The organism is Spirochaeta cellobiosiphila DSM 17781 (genome assembly GCF_000426705.1).
Lineage (GTDB): Bacteria > Spirochaetota > Spirochaetia > DSM-17781 > DSM-17781 > Spirochaeta_E > Spirochaeta_E cellobiosiphila.
Genome location: NZ_KE384556.1, coordinates 352,463 through 368,792, shown reverse-complemented (window position 1 = coordinate 368,792; position 16,330 = coordinate 352,463). Strand labels below are relative to the sequence as shown.

The 16,330-nt window shown below is 39.9% G+C and carries 17 protein-coding genes; 6 read left to right on the top strand and 11 right to left on the bottom strand.

Annotation, left to right across the window (positions count from 1 at the left end):
* Positions 1-6: 6 nt before the first annotated feature.
* Together proC and K345_RS0114330 are read right to left on the bottom strand one after the other, a co-directional pair.
* On the bottom strand, positions 7-801 hold the full coding sequence (gene proC, locus K345_RS0114335) for a pyrroline-5-carboxylate reductase (protein WP_028974754.1): 795 nt from the start codon (positions 799-801) through the stop codon (positions 7-9).
* On the bottom strand, positions 802-1,314 hold the full coding sequence (locus tag K345_RS0114330; RefSeq protein ID WP_028974753.1) for a tRNA (cytidine(34)-2'-O)-methyltransferase: 513 nt from the start codon (positions 1,312-1,314) through the stop codon (positions 802-804).
* Positions 1,315-1,461: 147 nt separating this feature from the next.
* Here K345_RS0114330 and K345_RS0114325 point away from each other — a divergent pair, with 147 nt between their 5' ends.
* Complete coding sequence (locus K345_RS0114325) at positions 1,462-2,037, top strand: peroxiredoxin (RefSeq protein WP_028974752.1); 576 nt, start codon at positions 1,462-1,464, stop codon at positions 2,035-2,037.
* Between the two features lie 40 nt (positions 2,038-2,077).
* On the opposite strand, the gene K345_RS0114320 is transcribed toward K345_RS0114325, so the two are convergent.
* The gene (locus tag K345_RS0114320) at positions 2,078-2,944 is read right to left on the bottom strand and encodes a J domain-containing protein (protein WP_028974751.1); all 867 of its coding nucleotides are present in this window, start codon (positions 2,942-2,944) and stop codon (positions 2,078-2,080) included.
* Between the two features lie 91 nt (positions 2,945-3,035).
* On the opposite strand from K345_RS0114320, the gene K345_RS0114315 reads away from it, so the two are divergent.
* Positions 3,036-4,871 (top strand): tetratricopeptide repeat protein, encoded by a 1,836-nt coding sequence (locus K345_RS0114315; protein WP_028974750.1) that lies wholly within the window; start codon positions 3,036-3,038, stop codon positions 4,869-4,871.
* 55 nt (positions 4,872-4,926) lie between these two features.
* Here K345_RS0114315 and tpx read toward each other — a convergent pair whose 3' ends face one another.
* The 4 genes from tpx to prfA all read right to left on the bottom strand — a co-directional run bounded on the left by tpx (position 4,927) and on the right by prfA (position 9,425).
* Positions 4,927-5,430: a thiol peroxidase gene (tpx, locus tag K345_RS0114310; RefSeq protein ID WP_028974749.1), complete on the bottom strand. Its 504-nt coding sequence runs from the start codon at positions 5,428-5,430 to the stop codon at positions 4,927-4,929.
* Positions 5,431-5,506: 76 nt separating this feature from the next.
* On the bottom strand, positions 5,507-7,540 hold the full coding sequence (locus K345_RS0114305) for a RelA/SpoT family protein (protein WP_083963786.1): 2,034 nt from the start codon (positions 7,538-7,540) through the stop codon (positions 5,507-5,509).
* Positions 7,537-8,361, bottom strand: a complete 825-nt coding sequence (gene prmC, locus K345_RS0114300) for a peptide chain release factor N(5)-glutamine methyltransferase (protein ID WP_028974747.1) — start codon at positions 8,359-8,361, stop codon at positions 7,537-7,539. Before prmC ends, K345_RS0114305 begins: the two co-directional genes overlap by 4 nt.
* Complete coding sequence (gene prfA, locus K345_RS0114295) at positions 8,361-9,425, bottom strand: peptide chain release factor 1 (RefSeq protein ID WP_028974746.1); 1,065 nt, start codon at positions 9,423-9,425, stop codon at positions 8,361-8,363. The genes prmC and prfA overlap by 1 nt, the downstream gene beginning before the upstream one ends.
* A gap of 121 nt (positions 9,426-9,546) precedes the next feature.
* Between prfA and K345_RS0114290 the strand changes: the two genes are divergently transcribed.
* A complete protein-coding gene (locus K345_RS0114290; RefSeq protein ID WP_028974745.1) occupies positions 9,547-10,095 on the top strand; it encodes an NUDIX hydrolase in 549 nt (182 codons plus the stop codon).
* Here the strand turns inward: K345_RS0114290 and K345_RS23175 are convergent.
* On the bottom strand, positions 10,082-10,291 hold the full coding sequence (locus K345_RS23175) for a hypothetical protein (RefSeq protein WP_156888417.1): 210 nt from the start codon (positions 10,289-10,291) through the stop codon (positions 10,082-10,084). The genes K345_RS0114290 and K345_RS23175 overlap by 14 nt on opposite strands.
* A gap of 20 nt (positions 10,292-10,311) precedes the next feature.
* Between K345_RS23175 and trpS the strand changes: the two genes are divergently transcribed.
* Positions 10,312-11,292, top strand: a complete 981-nt coding sequence (trpS, locus tag K345_RS0114285; RefSeq protein WP_028974744.1) for a tryptophan--tRNA ligase — start codon at positions 10,312-10,314, stop codon at positions 11,290-11,292.
* Here the strand turns inward: trpS and K345_RS0114280 are convergent.
* The 3 genes from K345_RS0114280 to K345_RS0114270 form a co-directional block, all read right to left on the bottom strand.
* Positions 11,289-11,723 carry an Lrp/AsnC family transcriptional regulator gene (locus tag K345_RS0114280; protein ID WP_037572501.1) on the bottom strand — a complete coding sequence of 145 codons (435 nt, stop codon included), beginning with the start codon at positions 11,721-11,723 and terminating at the stop codon, positions 11,289-11,291. The two genes, trpS and K345_RS0114280, sit on opposite strands and share 4 nt — an antisense overlap.
* Positions 11,723-12,829, bottom strand: coding sequence for an alanine dehydrogenase (gene ald, locus K345_RS0114275; protein WP_028974742.1), 1,107 nt, complete (start codon positions 12,827-12,829; stop codon positions 11,723-11,725). Before ald ends, K345_RS0114280 begins: the two co-directional genes overlap by 1 nt.
* A gap of 181 nt (positions 12,830-13,010) precedes the next feature.
* A complete protein-coding gene (locus K345_RS0114270) occupies positions 13,011-13,631 on the bottom strand; it encodes a rhomboid family intramembrane serine protease (RefSeq protein ID WP_028974741.1) in 621 nt (206 codons plus the stop codon).
* 111 nt (positions 13,632-13,742) lie between these two features.
* Here K345_RS0114270 and K345_RS0114265 point away from each other — a divergent pair, with 111 nt between their 5' ends.
* Together K345_RS0114265 and K345_RS0114260 are read left to right on the top strand one after the other, a co-directional pair.
* Positions 13,743-15,083, top strand: coding sequence for an MATE family efflux transporter (locus tag K345_RS0114265; protein WP_037572498.1), 1,341 nt, complete (start codon positions 13,743-13,745; stop codon positions 15,081-15,083).
* Entirely contained in the window at positions 15,083-16,312 is a 1,230-nt protein-coding gene (locus K345_RS0114260; RefSeq protein ID WP_028974739.1) for an aminopeptidase, read from the top strand. Before K345_RS0114265 ends, K345_RS0114260 begins: the two co-directional genes overlap by 1 nt.
* The last annotated feature ends 18 nt before the right edge of the window (positions 16,313-16,330 follow it).

Here is a 16,330-nt window from a genome sequence, read left to right as displayed (position 1 = left end):
AATTTTCTATCCTTCCAATTCTCTTGATCTGGTTGCAGCACGGTGAACGGCTTCCATCAATGTATCTTGTAATTTACCTTCTGCCAAGGCCTTGACTCCTTCAATAGTTGTACCAGCAGGAGAGGTGACTTTGCTTAACATGGCTGCAGGATTTTCCTCATTAGATTTAAGAACTTTTGCAGCTCCTTCCATAGTGTCTAAAACAATTTCCAGACTTTTGCTATATGCCAAACCTTCTCTGGTTCCACCTAAAGCCAAGCCATGAATAACATCAAAGAGGTAGGCTATTCCTGAACCGGATATTCCGATAAAAGCCGATATTAGCTCTTCTTTCATCTCATAGGCTTTGCCAACAGCACTGGCAAAACTTAGAGCTTTATCTTTAAAGTTCTGATTTGTATCATCAGGAAAGGATACAGCAACAGGGCTGGAGCCCACTTTAGCTGCCAGATTGGGCATAAAGCGACTTAGGGAGGCTTCTTTGATATAGTCTCGTAATAGAGATAATTTTATCCCTGCTGCGACAGATATAATTCCCTTTTTATTGTCACAATAGGGGCTTATTTTTTCTAACATGGGAATCATATCTTGGGGCTTAATACTGAGTATGATAAAGTCAGATGCCTCAACTAAATCACAAGGGTCACTATATATCTTTGCGTTATAGGATTCACTGGCTTTTTGTACTGATGGCTTACTGCGTGAACATACTAAAAGTTCAAAAGGGTCCAGATTTTTAATCATACCCGCTGTTAGGGCTTCGCCCATATTGCCAAATCCGATTACACCAATTTTTATCATTTATTTACCCTCGTCATTCCACTTTAGTCTATGTAATTGTCCTTCCTCTTCCAAGGTAGGAAAGTTCCATTGACGCATAACTTCATAGGACATGATAGCTACTGCATTAGACAAATTCAGTGATCTTGCTACTTCTTTCATAGGGATTCTTACACAATTTTGTCTATGTTGTACTAGCAATTCTTCAGGTAAGCCAGCGCTTTCCTTACCAAACATTAAATACACATCTTGATCCTGGCTATACTGGGGATCTGAATAAGTATGTTCAGCTTTAGTTGTGGCCATATAATAGATTCCTGGATTCTTGGCAAAAAAATCATCCAAATTAGGATAGGTATGTAAAGTCAGATAAGGCCAATAATCCAATCCAGCCCTGCGTACTTGCTTTTCATCTATTTTAAATCCTAAGGGTTCAATCAAATGAAGAGTCACCCCCAAGGCAGCACAAGTTCTTGCGATATTTCCCGTGTTTTGAGGGATCTCGGGTTCCACTAATACAATGTTAAGAGCCATGGTAGCTAGTGTAGTCTTTTTTATTCCTCTGGTAAAGAAGTACAAAGTTTATGATAATTAATAATAATTCCTAAAAAGCCTTTTCAAAAGTTCATTTATTTGATAAATAGTAATTATTACTATTAACTAAATGGAGGAAAACTGTAAATGTCTGAAGCATATTACACAGAAGCAAAGGTTGGAAAACCTGCTCCCAACTTTGAAATGGAAGCTGTATTAGCAGAAGGGGAGGGTCTTGACCGTTTTGGAAAGGTTTCTCTAGAAGAGATCAAGGCTGCTGGCAAGTGGACTGTTCTATATTTTTATCCCTTAGACTTCACATTTGTTTGTCCGACAGAAATCAAAAGGTTTAATGAACTATATCCTAAGTTTAAGGAATTAGGTGCTGAATTAGTAGCTTGTTCTTGCGACTCAGTATTCTCTCATCTTGCATGGCAGGACCGTAAAGATTTAGGTAGATTAGAGCATCCTCATGCCTCTGATAAAACAGGTGAGATTAGTGCTGCCTATGGTATTTATGATGATGAAAAGGGTGTTGCTTGGAGAGGTACTTTTATTATTGATCCAGAAGGAACTCTTAAAGCTGCACATGTTAATCATGGTGAAGGTGGACGAAACGTAGACGAGGTTCTACGAACACTCGAAGTCTTTAAAAATGAAGCAGAAGGAAAGCTTGTTCCCTGTGGGTGGACACCTGGAAAGGAATTTCTTACAAAAGGGTAATAGCCTCTATATATTGTGTTCAAGGTCTAGCTGTATCATTTCAGTTAGACCTTTTTTTGCTCTCCAATAGAACACCATAAGCTTCATTAATACGTTTTGACATCTCTAAGCCCCTAGGATTCACATCAGGATGATACTCTCTCATCATTTTTTTGTAAGCTTGTTTCAGGTCTGCTAGATCAAATTGCCGGGGCAGATTGAGAAGTGTTCGATACTTCATTAAGGGATCCGTTGTTAAGGTTTCCCTTCCCTTATCTTCCCCAATACGTTCTCTGGGCCGAATTTCCGGAGCCTCTCTTTGAGTAAGTATAAACTCCCGTAATTGTTTAAGTACGGGTGAGAATAAATTGTAATAATCCAATATACGGCGTTTAACAAGCTCATCAAGCATCTCTTCGATTCTTGTTCTGCCTGGATTTGTTTTGTAATTTGGCTTTCCTATAAGAAAGCTATCTAGAGTTTGTTTTTTCAAATAGGCTAAAGGAAAGAATTCTTCAATATATAAGGGATAGGCAAGATGAAAGTTTTTGCTGTGGTCATACATATTAAGAAAGGTGTAAAAGTCCATTGTATGTATTTCTGTCGCTGTTTGAATTTCTTTGAGAAAATCCTCTTGAAGGGTAATAATATCATCATAGCCTAAATGTAGTCCCTTTTGTACGAAAAGACGTTCTGCTTGAAAGTACCCCAGGGTTTCTAAAAGACTAATTAAAGTCCCCGAATCTTTGTCCTTATATAGCTCTTTATGGAAATTAAGTAGGGGGGTTTTGCTTCGATGAATATCTTGATAAACTTGTCTAATGTCTAAATCTAATATGTTAAATATTTCATCTTTCTTGATTTTCCAATGTCCATCAATTCCTCTTTCTGTAAGCAAATGAACAAGGTTCTTTAATTTATTAACCATAACAAATAATCCCGTGACTAAAAAAAGTAACAGATTCCCCCCTTACTGAACATACATAAAGAGTAGTAAACATACAAGGAGTGCCGTTACTGTGAAAAAATTAAGTTTATTAATATTGGGCTTTACCACTATCCTTTCTTTCTCCTTCAGCGATAGTGTTGATGAAGCCTTTCAACGCTTTGAAGAGGTAAAATATCAATCCACAACTGATGATATTCAACAAACAGCTGAAGATACTATTTCCCTAATTAAAACTAAAATAAGAAATAATCCTGATGAAGCTACTTCCCAAGATTATTATCGTCTTGCCGCACTTTATGATGCTCTCATAGTGGATGGAGCTTCTTGGCTTAAGTATAATAATTCCAAGAAGAATGCCGTAAAGGAATCTTTGAGATTGAACCCTGACAATCTTGATGCCCAAGTCCTCGAGATTGCTTCTCTCTTAATGTTTCCTCCAAATGCAGGGGGTAATGAGGAGAAGGGAAGAGAGCTATTGGATCAGTTATTGGAAGTTCACCCTGATAGTGTTTCCGCTCTCATGCTTAATGGAAAGTACCACCAACAAACTGGTAATGTAGAAAAAGCGAAAGAGTTTTACCTTCGAGTTCTAGAAGTCGATGAGAATTACACACCAGCCAATATTATCCTGGGAGATATAGCTATAGACGAAAAGGAATACTCTATTATCTCTATTACCATTCAAGGAGACCTCTCTGGTAATAAAGAAATTCTTGATAGAGCCCTTGATGAGTATGTAGATACTATCTATAGAGTAGATACAAAACAGAAAATAAATGATTCTATTTTGGCTTATCCATTCATAAGTTCCTGTTCCATCAAAGTAACCCCTATCGATGATCAAAATGTTAAAATAGACGTATATCCTGTGGAATTAAAAATGAGAGGGGTGGGTCTACTTGCTGAAGCTAACTTATATGGGACTTATGAAAACGAGTTAGACATGTCTGCTACTCCTATTTTAATGTATTTGGACCAAAATTGGTTAGGAACAGGCAATCAATTCACAGTTTTGTTTGCTGGCGTTTATTTAGGTCTAGATTATCAGATGCCTGAACGTCCTGGTATGCCTTTCAATATAGGCCTGAAGGGGGATACCCAAGTTTATGGAAATGAGGTTGATTTTGTCGATGAAGGTCGTACCAGTGACTGGAGTATTAATGGACCGAATGCTCAAGGTAGTTTGACCTTATCCAAGAATCTACCAATGGGAAGTTCCCTGTATATGACAAATGGTATGAAGTTCCAGAGTTTTGATACAGATTCAAAAAACTTTACAGCCCCTCAGAATAATTGGACCTATGTGGGCGACTTTGGTTTGGAGATTGGTGGATCATCTGGATTACCATCAGCATTTAATCTAAGTTCAGGCATTAGCTTTCTATCATCAAATCAGATAATATATCAATTGGATCATCAAAAATGGGGTGAAGATGGAAAAGAATACACCCACGATGATCTGCCGGAGTTTAAAGGTATTGTATCCCTTACTTATAACAAAGTAATAGGGGAGACCCTTCAGTTGGGTATGACTGGTTCTTATCTATGGAGTGAAAATCCTTACGAATTAGAACGTTGGGTAGTGGGGGAGAGTTCCAATCTTCAACCTTCACCTGGTATTACAGGGTATTACTCTAATGAGTTTCGTATCACAAATGCTCCTCTTCTTAATATGGGTTCTACCTGGGTTTTTATCCCTCAGGCGGCTGCATTGTTATTGGAGCATGATGTTTTCTATGATCAGGATGACAGTGAACTCTATCAAGGATCCTCATTAGGATTTGCATTTAAACTTCCCTATTCGTTTGAGTTAATAACCAAAGCCTCCTTGGGCTGGAATGCTCAACGGGAATCGGGTTATGGATGGAATGTCTCTGTAGGATTGACCAGGATTCATTTCTTTTAATAGATCAATCAAGGAGATATCCTAAATATTTCATAGGGATATCTCCTTGGAAAAATCATTTCTTAACAACTTTTAATGCTTCTACATAGTTAGGTTCCTGAGCTATTTCAGGAACCTGCTCTGTATATACCACTTTATCCTGATCATCCAGAACTACAACGGCTCGAGAATGAATTCCCGCTAAGGGCCCAGTTGTCATTGTGACACCATAAGTTTTACCAAAGGATTGATCCCTCATTTCACTCAAAGGGATTATATTGTCAACACCTTCAGCAGAACAGAACCTTGTAGCAGCAAAGGGAAGATCACGGCTAATATTAAGCACAACTAAGTTGCTATAGTTCTTAACTTCATCATTGAACTCTTTAGCACTTTTAGCACATACACCAGTATCCAAACTGGGAACAATGTTAAGTATTTTCCATTTGCCTTTGAAATCAGCCAGACTTACATCAGAAAGATCTCCTTTGGTTAATGTAAAATCAGGAGCCTGGGATCCAACGCTTGGCAAAGACCCTATGGTCTCGATGGGATTACCTTGAAAAGTAATTGTACTCATATACTCGTCCTTTTTAGTAAAGATTTTATAAAAAGCTAAGTATGTCTAACCTTATAGTCAAGTTAGAAAAGTATTATTAAATTCTTTGAATTGTTAACATGGATGGTAATGTTCTTAGGGATTTAAGAACTTTTTGAGTATCCTCTTTGCGTTGAAGTTCCATGGTGAATTGACCAGTTAAGTGTCCTTTATGATCCTCTTCTATCTTTCCTTCGATAAGGTGTCCTCTGTGTTTACGGACAGCTCCTTCGATTTCGCTAAAGAGATCTGATGTTTTATTAGCTACGAACTTAAAACGACGAGTGGCCAGAGGACTAATGGTCTCCCACTCTACTTCTATTTGTCTATCTTCTATCTCATTTATTGAGGCGAGATTTTTACAAGCTGTTTTGTGAACGATTATACCCCTGCCTCGACTGACATAACCAACAATATCATCTCCCATAGTAGGATTACAGCAGTTGGCAAGTTTAATCATGAGGTTACTTTCCCCATCGATCTTGATACCTACCTTGCTTTGATCAAGGATTCGTCCTTCTTCATAACCTTCAGGAAGATTTTTCTTTTTATCATGAGGTTCTCCTTCCGGTTTTTCCTGGAAGGATTTTCTTTTTGCTACAATATTCTGATCAATAATGACATCATCATGTTTATTGAGCCAGCTTCGAACCTTGGATCTGGCTCTGGCAGATTTAACAGAACGTAGCCAGCTTATGTGGGGGTGAGCATTGGGACTGGTTATTACCTCTATAACCTGAGTGTTTCCTAGTGGTCTATTGAGAGGTATAATCTGACCATCGGCTTTTGCTCCGATAATATGGTCGCCTATGTCTGTGTGGATATGATAGGCAAAGTCAATAGCTGTAGATCCTTTGGCTAACTGGATAACTTTCCCTTTGGGAGTGAACACATAGATATCATCTTTGAGAAGCTCTCCCTTGATCTCAGATAAAAACTCCTGGGATTCAAATTTCATATTATCCCAGCTCTTAAGCTTTTGAACAAAGGCAATCTCATCAGTGTTTACTTTGTCGATGGTTGTCCCTTTCTTGTATATCCAATGGGCAGCAATCCCATACTCTGCTGTTCTATGCATTTCATGAGTTCGTATTTGGATCTCCATGAGTTTACCCTGATCCCCCATAACTGTGGTATGAAGACTTTGATAGCCATTAGCTTTGGGCATCGCTATGTAGTCTTTGAATCGGCCTTCAATGGGGGTCATATTTTTATGGACTATTCCCAACATGGTATAACATTCAGAAGGGGTATTGCAGTATACCCGTATTCCTAACAGATCATATATACGACTGGCACTCCGTCCCTTTTTCTTCATCTTCTTATATATGGAATAAAAGTGTTTAGCTCTTGTTTCTACTTCTACATCCAAACGCTCTGCATGAGCGGCAGATAGTAATTTATCCTTTACTCTTTGAAGGTATTTAGCTCGCTCACCACGTTTGGCATCTACGACGGCTTTTATTTCGTAATAAGCTTCTTTGTAAAGGTTTTTTAGGGCTAAGTCTTCCAATTCAGATTTAATATTGGATATCCCTAATCTACCTGCCAAAGGGGCATAGATATCTAAGCATTCTGTGGCAATTCGTTTGATTTTATGAGGAGGCAGATGTTGTAAAGTGCTCATGTTATGTACTTTGTCTGATAGCTTAATCAGGATGACCCGAATATCTTTAATCATGGCAAAGAACATCTTTCGGATGGTTTCTGCTTCTTGAACGGATTTGCTTTTGGCATGGAGTATGGAGATTTTGGTGACCCCGTCTACCAGACGCTCCACTTCTTCCCCAAATTTATCTTTTAACTGTTGATTGGTAATCTCTGTATCTTCAATAATGTCATGAAGGAGACCTGCCATAATCGTGTTAGGATCCATTTTGAGATCTTGGTTCAGAATCGTCGCAACCTTTAATGGATGAATGATATAAGGTTCCCCACTAGCTCTTTTCTGTTCCTTATGAAGAGAGTCTGCGAAATGGGCCGCCTCCATAATTTTATCCTGTTCTTCAGGAGGGAACCTGTCTAACGTCTTCCTAAAATCTTCAAATAAATCACTTATTTGATCTCTGCTTACTAATTTTGCCTCTATCATGGTCTCATCCCGCCAGTAACTCTTACTTGTCCTGACAAATCTTTCCATTGTTGTATGTTAATATAACCAACCTCATGGAAGAGCTTTGCTATTTCCACCATTTGCCATGGTGCCGCCTCTATTAAAAGATAACCCTTTGAGTGGAGAGTGGCTATAGCCTGGGGGATTATTTTTCTAATCAGCTCCAATCCGTCTGATCCAAATCCATCCAGGGCCATAGCTGGTTCTACCCATCCTGCCTTGATCCGGTCTTGAGTTTCTTGTGGGGATAGATAGGGGGGATTTGTAGCGATTAAGTTATATTTTCCTGGTACATCAGATAGTAGATCAGAATGATGAAACTGAACTTCAATGTTCAGATTTTGACTATTCATTTTGGCTACATCCAAGGCTTCTGTACTGAGGTCACAAGCATGAACATCCCATTGGGGTTTATTATCCTTGATAGCCAAAGCCACACACCCTGAGCCGGTACATAGATCCAGAAAGTTCCCCTTATCCTGCATAAGTTCCAGACTGGCCTCAACTAAGATTTCAGTGTCCGGTCTTGGATCCAATACTCGATGATCTACATGAAGCTTAAGACCGTAGAACTCTCTATAACCTAATATATAAGCAATAGGTTCTCCCTGTTCTCGGCTTTTGATAAAAGAGTGAAATTGTTCTTGTTCATAAGTTGTTAGCTCATCAGGTCCCATGGCCAGGAGCTTTTCCTTTGTTGTCTTCAGGACCTTAGCTAATAATAAAAGAGCCTCCAGATAAGGAGACTCATTAGATGATAAAGTGTTGCGGCCTTCTAGTAGGGCCTCTCGTACTGTCATTACTGTGCTTTTAACGCAGCTTCCTGAGCACTTAACTTAAGAGCTTCAATCACTTCTGCCATATCCCCTTGGGTAATCGCATCCAGTTTGTATAAAGTAAGATTAATTCTATGATCGGTAACACGGTTTTGAGGATAGTTATATGTACGAATACGCTCAGACCTATCGCCTGAACCAACCTGGTTTTTACGATTTTCTGCTCGAGCTGCATTTTTCTTTTCTTCTTCGATTTCGAATAATCGTGCTCTAAGTACACGCATTGCTTTGGCCCGGTTCTTAATCTGTGACCTTTCATCCTGACAAGAGACTACCACCCCTGTGGGCAAGTGAGTGATACGGACCGCCGAGTCTGTCGTATTAACGTGCTGACCTCCAGCTCCTTGTGATCTAAAGGTATCTATACGAAGATCATTTTGATTGATATCAATTTCTGTTTCCTCTGCCTCAGGTAGTACGGCTACTGTTACGGCTGAAGTATGAACACGACCTCCTGATTCTGTAGCAGGAACACGTTGAACCCGGTGAACTCCCGATTCATAACGCATATCAGCAAAAACATCCTTTCCTTGAACGCTGAAAACGATTTCCTTATATCCTCCAAGTTCGATTTCATTTATATCCATGATCTCGATTTGCCATTTCTTGGATTCTGCGTAACGGGAATACATTCTATAAAGGTCAGCTGCAAAAAGAGCAGCCTCATCACCACCCGTTCCAGCTCTGATTTCCACAATGATATTTTTAGAATCCATAGGATCACGGGGAACAAGAAGAACTTTGAGCTTATCTTCAATAGTAGCTTTAGCTTCTTCTGCCTGAGTGAGTTCATCCTTGGCCATTTCCTTCATATCAGGATCGGACTCTTCTTCCAACAAAGTTTTAGAGTCGGCAATAGCCTGGAGTGTATCCTTGTACTCATTATATGTAGAAACCAACTCGGACATATGGGTATATTCCTGCATGGTTTCTTTGTATTTTTTAGCATCCTTCGTTATGTCGGGATCCGCAATAAGCATTTCAAGCTCTTTATAACGGATCTGGGCTGCTTCTAACTTATCTTGCATTATGCTTCCTATTATCAGGGGGATTCTCGCCTTTATAGCAAATTTAGACAGGGAAATCAATGCTGAGACTGTTCATTTGGCACACCTTACAGTATTCTATGGTTCTAATGAGGAAAAAGCTATGAAATGGAAGACTCAAAAATCAGAATATATTGTACAAAGTGATTTTTTAACACTGAGAGCAGACTCTTGTGAGTTACCAAATGGAACACTAATTGATCCCTGTTATGTTTTGGAATTCCCCAGATGGGCTAATGTTCTCCCTTTGACCAAGGACAATCAAGTCATTTTAGTCAAACAATACCGCCATGGTGTCCAGGAAACCTATCTCGAGATACCCGGGGGTATTGTAGAGGAGGGAGAGGATTTATTAGAAGGTATTAAAAGAGAGCTCCTGGAAGAAACAGGATATTCTGGTGGGAGTTTCAAACAAATATCCGCAGTAGCCGCTAATCCTGCCGTCCAGAATAATATGACCTATGGTTTTATTGCCACAGGTTTGGAAAAGACTCATAAACTAAACCTGGATGATACAGAAGATTTAGAACTTGTTTTAATGCCATTGGAAGAGTTCTATGATCGTTTTAAAAAAGGTGAATTTGTTCATTCCCTCCTATTGAATACCATATTCTATGGTTTAATAGATCTTGGTCTTATCAAACTAAGTTGACATAGTTCGCAGGAATAATCATAATCATCTCCATGGTAATAGCACCTATTAATAACAACAGATCAACAAACCTCTCATGGTGGTGGCTTAAGTAATAAGCCATTTGATCGAACTGTATTTGATGGCTTTGAAGGCTGTCGGATATAGTGAGTTGGGATGAAAGGTGCATCCTGTCTTTGATAGTCTTCTTAGTCATAAGGACATAAGGAGGCTAATATGTCATTACAATCAACACTATTCTCTGGGTGTTCCCCCTCAGGAACGCTAACATTAGGCAATTACATCGGGGCTGTCAAACAATGGGTACAGTGCCAGGATGACTACGATGGCATCTATTGTGTGGTCGATATGCATGCCATAACGGTCAAACAGGATCCCTATTTACTACGTCAAAGAGTATGGGATTTCTATGCTTTGTATCTAGCTTGTGGCTTGACTCCAGATAAAAGCACGATTTTTATTCAGTCCCATAATCCCCATCATAGTGAGCTAACCTGGGTCCTCTCTTGCTTGACCATGTTTGGTGAGATGTCACGAATGACTCAATTCAAATCTAAATCCAGGAAACATGAAAGCACTGTGGGACTTTTTACCTATCCTATTCTCATGGCAACGGACATCTTGCTCTACCAAACCAGTCTTGTTCCTGTTGGAAAGGATCAGGTTCAGCATTTGGAAATAACACGAGATCTGGCAGAACGATTTAACAATCGCTACGGTTCAATTTTTACAATGCCCGAAGCCTACCTGCCTACAGAGGGGGCCAAGGTGATGGATTTACAAGATCCAGGAAAGAAGATGGACAAATCCAGTCCTAATCCCAAATCCTATATTACACTCTTAGATACTCCCGATGAAGTGAGAGCAAAAATTTCTAAAGCTATAACAGATTCTCAAGGACGTTTTGATACAGGAGAAGAGCTGAGTGGAATCAATAATCTTGTGACCATCTATTGCTCTTTGACAGGGGAGGACCGCTCCTTTGTTATTAATCAATTTGAACCTCAAGGATATAAGGTTTTTAAAGATTCTTTAGTGGATGTCATCCTCGCTCACTTAGTTCCCATACAGGAACGGTATCATCATTACAAAGAAGATCACTCTTATTTGGAACAATTAGCCAAAGAAGGTTGTGAAAAGGCTATGGGAAAATCGAAAGTAACCTTAGACAAAGTCAAAGAAGCTGTAGGGTTTTAGACATAACGATTATAGCTTTTTAGCATAAGAAAGGATTCTGTCGAGGTGATCCCCTGTATGGTGGAGAGCTCTTGAGTGAGGAACTTAACCAAACCCTTATTGGAAAAAGTAAGAAGTTCTACAAAGAGATCATACCTTCCGGAGGTAATGGACACGTTCAATACGCCGGGTAACTGGGCGATCTCCTTGGCTTTTGCTTCCAATTGGGATGACTCACCAATGTTAATAGCGATGGTGGCTAATTGTTGATTCTCTAGGACATCAGGATTGATAGAGGCTCTGATCTTCAGAATCCCCACCTCTTTAAGTTTCTTAATACGCTGTCTGACAGTTCCTTCAGAAATGCCTAGCTCTCGAGCTAGGCTATTATTATTCTGGTGGGATTCTCTTAATATATTAATAATATTCCAATCGATATCATCTGGTTGCATTATATGTTTTTGAATGCTGTATAGGGTAGATCCAGATCTGCAGCCACTTGGGGACAGGTCATATGGCCCATGTATACATTCAGTCCTTTATTAATGGTATCATTCTGTCGTACTGCTTCTTCAACTCCAAGATCGGCAATCATTAGTCCGTACTTCAGAGTGACTCCCGTTAAAGCTTGTGTCGAAGTAATGGCAACAGCACCAGGCATGTTAGCAACACAATAATGAACAACACCATCTATTGTAAAGACAGGATCGTCGTGATTTGTGGCTTTCGTTGTTTCAAAACATCCACCTTGATCTACAGCAACATCGACAATAACAGATCCAGGTTTCATCTCTTTTAAATCGCTTTTCTTAATAAGGTGGGGGGCTTTGGCTCCGGGAATCAGCACTGCACCAACTACAAGATCTGCCTGCCTTATCGATAGGGAGATATTCTCTTCTGTAGAATACAGAGTTGTCACTTGGCCACCAAAAATATCATCAAGATAGGCTAAACGTTCAGGATTGATATCAAGTATAGTAACTTCTGCTCCCATTCCTACAGCCATCTTGGCCGCATTAATGCCAACGACTCCACCTCCTATAACAACAACTTTTCCCCTGTTAACACCAGGGATTCCTCCTAGGAGAACCCCTTTTCCTCCTTGGGGTCTTTCCAGGAAACGAGCTCCTTCTTGTATGGACAATCGTCCAGCTATCTCACTCATAGGATTTAGGCAGGGGAGTTTCCCTTTTTCTTCCATTGTTTCATAAGCAACTGCTTTGACTTTTTTCTTCATCAACGCTTCTGCCTGTGGTTTATCTGCTGCTAAGTGAAGGTAGGTGTATAGTATCTGACCTTCGTGGAATAGATCGTATTCTGATGGTTGTGGTTCTTTAACCTTAATGATCATATCCGCTTTATCGAACATAGCTTTCTTATCCTCATATATCTGAGCACCGGCTTTTTCATAGTCTTCATTAGTATATCCTGAATAGAGACCAGCATCCTTTTCCACTAGAACAATATGTCCTTTCTTTGCGTATACTTTGGCATTGGCAGGTGTTAGTCCTACTCTGTATTCATGTACTTTAATTTCTTTAGCAACAGCTACAATCATGTTTGATACCTCCTCTTTATAAGAGAAGCGTAATTCGTTTTATGTTTTATAATCAAGTATAAATACGTAAAGCGTAAAATAAGTTGAATTTAATACGAATAATGTACATAAATGTAAAAAATGAACCAAAGGCTCATATGATTCATACTTAATTGTAGAGATAAGAATGTGTGGTGATATGTCAGTTGACTATGGTTGCCTCTGAAGGGCTTTCTTCTTTCTTTTTACGCCCCTTACTACTTTCCAGATGTTTAACAAAACCAAAGAGCGTGCCCGATATGCCTCCGGCTATATGTGCTGTCAAACTGACCCCATCATCAGGATTTTGAATAGCAACGGCTATCTCTTTGACAGGGTAGAGAAGGGCAATGACAATGAGCGTTATGGGGATCTCACCTTTTTTAATTCCAGCAAAAGAAACCAGAAGAATCATCATGAAGACTATCCCTGAAGCACCCAGGATATGTGTAGGCTGCATAAGAAGAACATTGAGTATCCCTGTAAATAAAGCGGTAATAAAGATGAAAACAGCTAAGGTTTTTGACCCGTATTTTTCTTCTAGAACAGGCCCCAGGAGCAGAATGTAGAGAAAGTTCTGTAGAAGATGATCCCAGGAATCATGGGCAAAAATATGAAAGACAAGTCCAAAATAATTCCATACACTTTGTGAGTCGAAGTCCTGCCCTGGTGCCAGGAAGTAGTTCATTCCTAACCCAGGAAACACATAGAGATCTAAAGCCATAACCAGGGCACAGAGAATCCCAAAGGTCATAGTCACTGGTGCATTATACTTCAAATTCATCAAACATTACCTCACATATAGTAATTTCGGCCCTTGGCCAGGGGAACTAAAGTCGTAAAGGGTGTCTAAACTACTTGAGTGTTCCTACCAATCGTACTAGACTCGCACTTTATGATTGAGAGACGAATGCAGGTTTGGCCTTTAGCCTGGCCCATATTGATTGAGCAGTTTTTGCGAATCATGTTTATGAATGTGGATGTCATCATGATTGGTTACTACTCCTCTAAGGCTGTAGCCGCGGTAGGGCCTGTAACGACCATGACATTTTTTGTAATGATATTATATGCCATTGTCGGTAATGGGGCTGGTATCGTTATATCACAACATTTAGGAGCGGATAAACCACGGGAAGCTGGTGATACTGCTTTAGCCGCTATGAACATGATGCTTCTCTTAGGTGTCGTTCTATCGGTTATCCTATCCTTGTCTACAGATGTCATCATGAATATGTTCGGCTTTACAGACACTGTCAAAGGCTTTGCCAAGGAGTATTGGGTCATCTTTGCCCTAACATCCTTAACTCAGGCTTCTAATATAGCTTTTTCCGCCATTCTAAGATCCTATGGCTATGCCAAGCTCCCTATGCTTATCAATATGGGGGCCAATGTTTTTAATGTCTTTGGCAATTATGTTTTTATCTTTGGAGCTTTTGGAATGCCCGTACTAGGGGTTACGGGGGTCGCCTTATCCACGTCCATAGCCAGAGGAATAGGGGCTGTTGTCATGATCATCTTCATATTCAATATGAAGGATATCTGGCTTCCCTTTAAGGATATTGCCAGGATTCCTAAGTCCATATACAGCTCTATTCTTAAGATAGGTGGCCCAACAGCTGCAGAAATGCTTAGTTACAATACGGCCCAACTCTTTATGATACGTATTGTTGCATCCTTCGGAACCGCTCCTTTAGCGGCCATGACCTATACTCAGAACATAGGGCGATTCATTTTTGTTTGTTCCCAATCCCTAGGCGCTGCTGGTCAGATTCTGGCAGGGTATTTAGTTGGAGGAGGCCGGTATGACGAGGCTCAACGCAGAGTACGAAGAGTCTTTTATATTGCCTTCATTGTCTCTGTGTCTATTGCTACGGTCGTAGCTATATTCCGGTATCCCCTGATTTCTTTATTAACTAAGGATCCTGAAGTGATCTCCCTCATCGCCCTCTTATTATTAATACAAATCCCCCTTGAAGCAGGTCGTTCTTTTAATCTTGTTTTCATTAATGCTATGAAGGGAGCAGGAGACGTTAAATACCCTGTTGTTATTGGAGTCCTTTCTATGTGGGGTATAGGTGTGTGTTTTGCCTTGATATTCGGCCATGTTCTGGGATGGGGTTTGGCTGGTGTCTGGTGGGGAATCACTTGTGATGAATCCTTCAGAGGTATTTTCTCTGCTGCTAGATGGAATACGGGGCGTTGGTACAAGAAAAAACTTATGAAAGGAGCATTATAATGCTAAATAAATATTATGATAAAATATCCGAACTATTACTTTTCGGTATTAACTTCCGCAAAGAGGACAAGATCAGCATTACTATTGATCATGATCAGCGGGAATTAGCCAAACATCTGGTACGCTTGGTTTATAACAAGGGTGCTTCCTATGTTAAGCTTAATTACATCGATAAATTCCTTGATGCCGCAGCCATTGGGGGGAGTCGGGAGGAGATCTTTTTCCCTAATTACCTTCAGGTTATACAAAAAGAAGTATCCCAACCAGGTTGGAAGAGTATAGGTATTTATTCAGGAATAGAAGATGACGTCTTTGAAGGTTTACCCTCAGATAGATCTTCAGCTTACTTCAAGCAAAAATCTCAAGTCGGTTCCATTATGCGTAAGGCTCAAATGTCTAATCAGCTTCCTTGGTGTTTAACGTTCCTACCTTCTATACCTATGGCAAAAAAGTCTTTTCCTCATCTCAGCGATGAAGAAGCTCTTGAACGGTATGAACAAGCTGTTATCCGAATCATGCATTTGGACGAAGAGGATCCTGTTCAATATTGGAAGGATAAGACTGCTAAAGATGCCCAGCGTATGCAGACCATGGAAAAGATTCAGGCAGAGTATCTTCATTTTGTAGGACCGGGAACAGATCTCAAAGTCTATCCCAATCCTAAAGCTCATTGGATTGGAGGAATGGATAAGACACAGGATGGTCAACTATTTATGGCTAACCTTCCTACTGATGAAATCTTCACAACCCCTCTTTGGAATAAGACAGAAGGTCGAGTGGCCTTAACAAAACCCTTTACAATGCATCAGAACTTAGGCCCTCAAATACTGGAGGCCTGGTTTGAATTCAAGGATGGTAAGGTTGTCGATTATGGTGCCAAACAGGGAAAGGAATCTTTAGATGCCTTCTTTGCTATTGATCCTAGAAGTAAATACATCGGTGAATTGGCCTTAGTTGATCCCCAGTCTCCCTTTGCCAAAGAAGGATTTGTATTCTATAACGGTCTCTATGATGAGAATGCAGCCTGTCATATTGCCTTAGGAAAAGCCTATGATTTTACCATGAAAGAGCCTAAAACCGTCAGTGATGAAGAGTTTATGGAATTGGGATTCAATCCTGCTAGTGTTCATGAAGATATGATGATTGGTGGAGAAGAGGTGGATGTTACCGCCTATTGTAAAGACGGATCGACAGTAGACATTATCAAGAATGGTACTTTCTGCTTATAAAATAAATAAAGGGCTTAT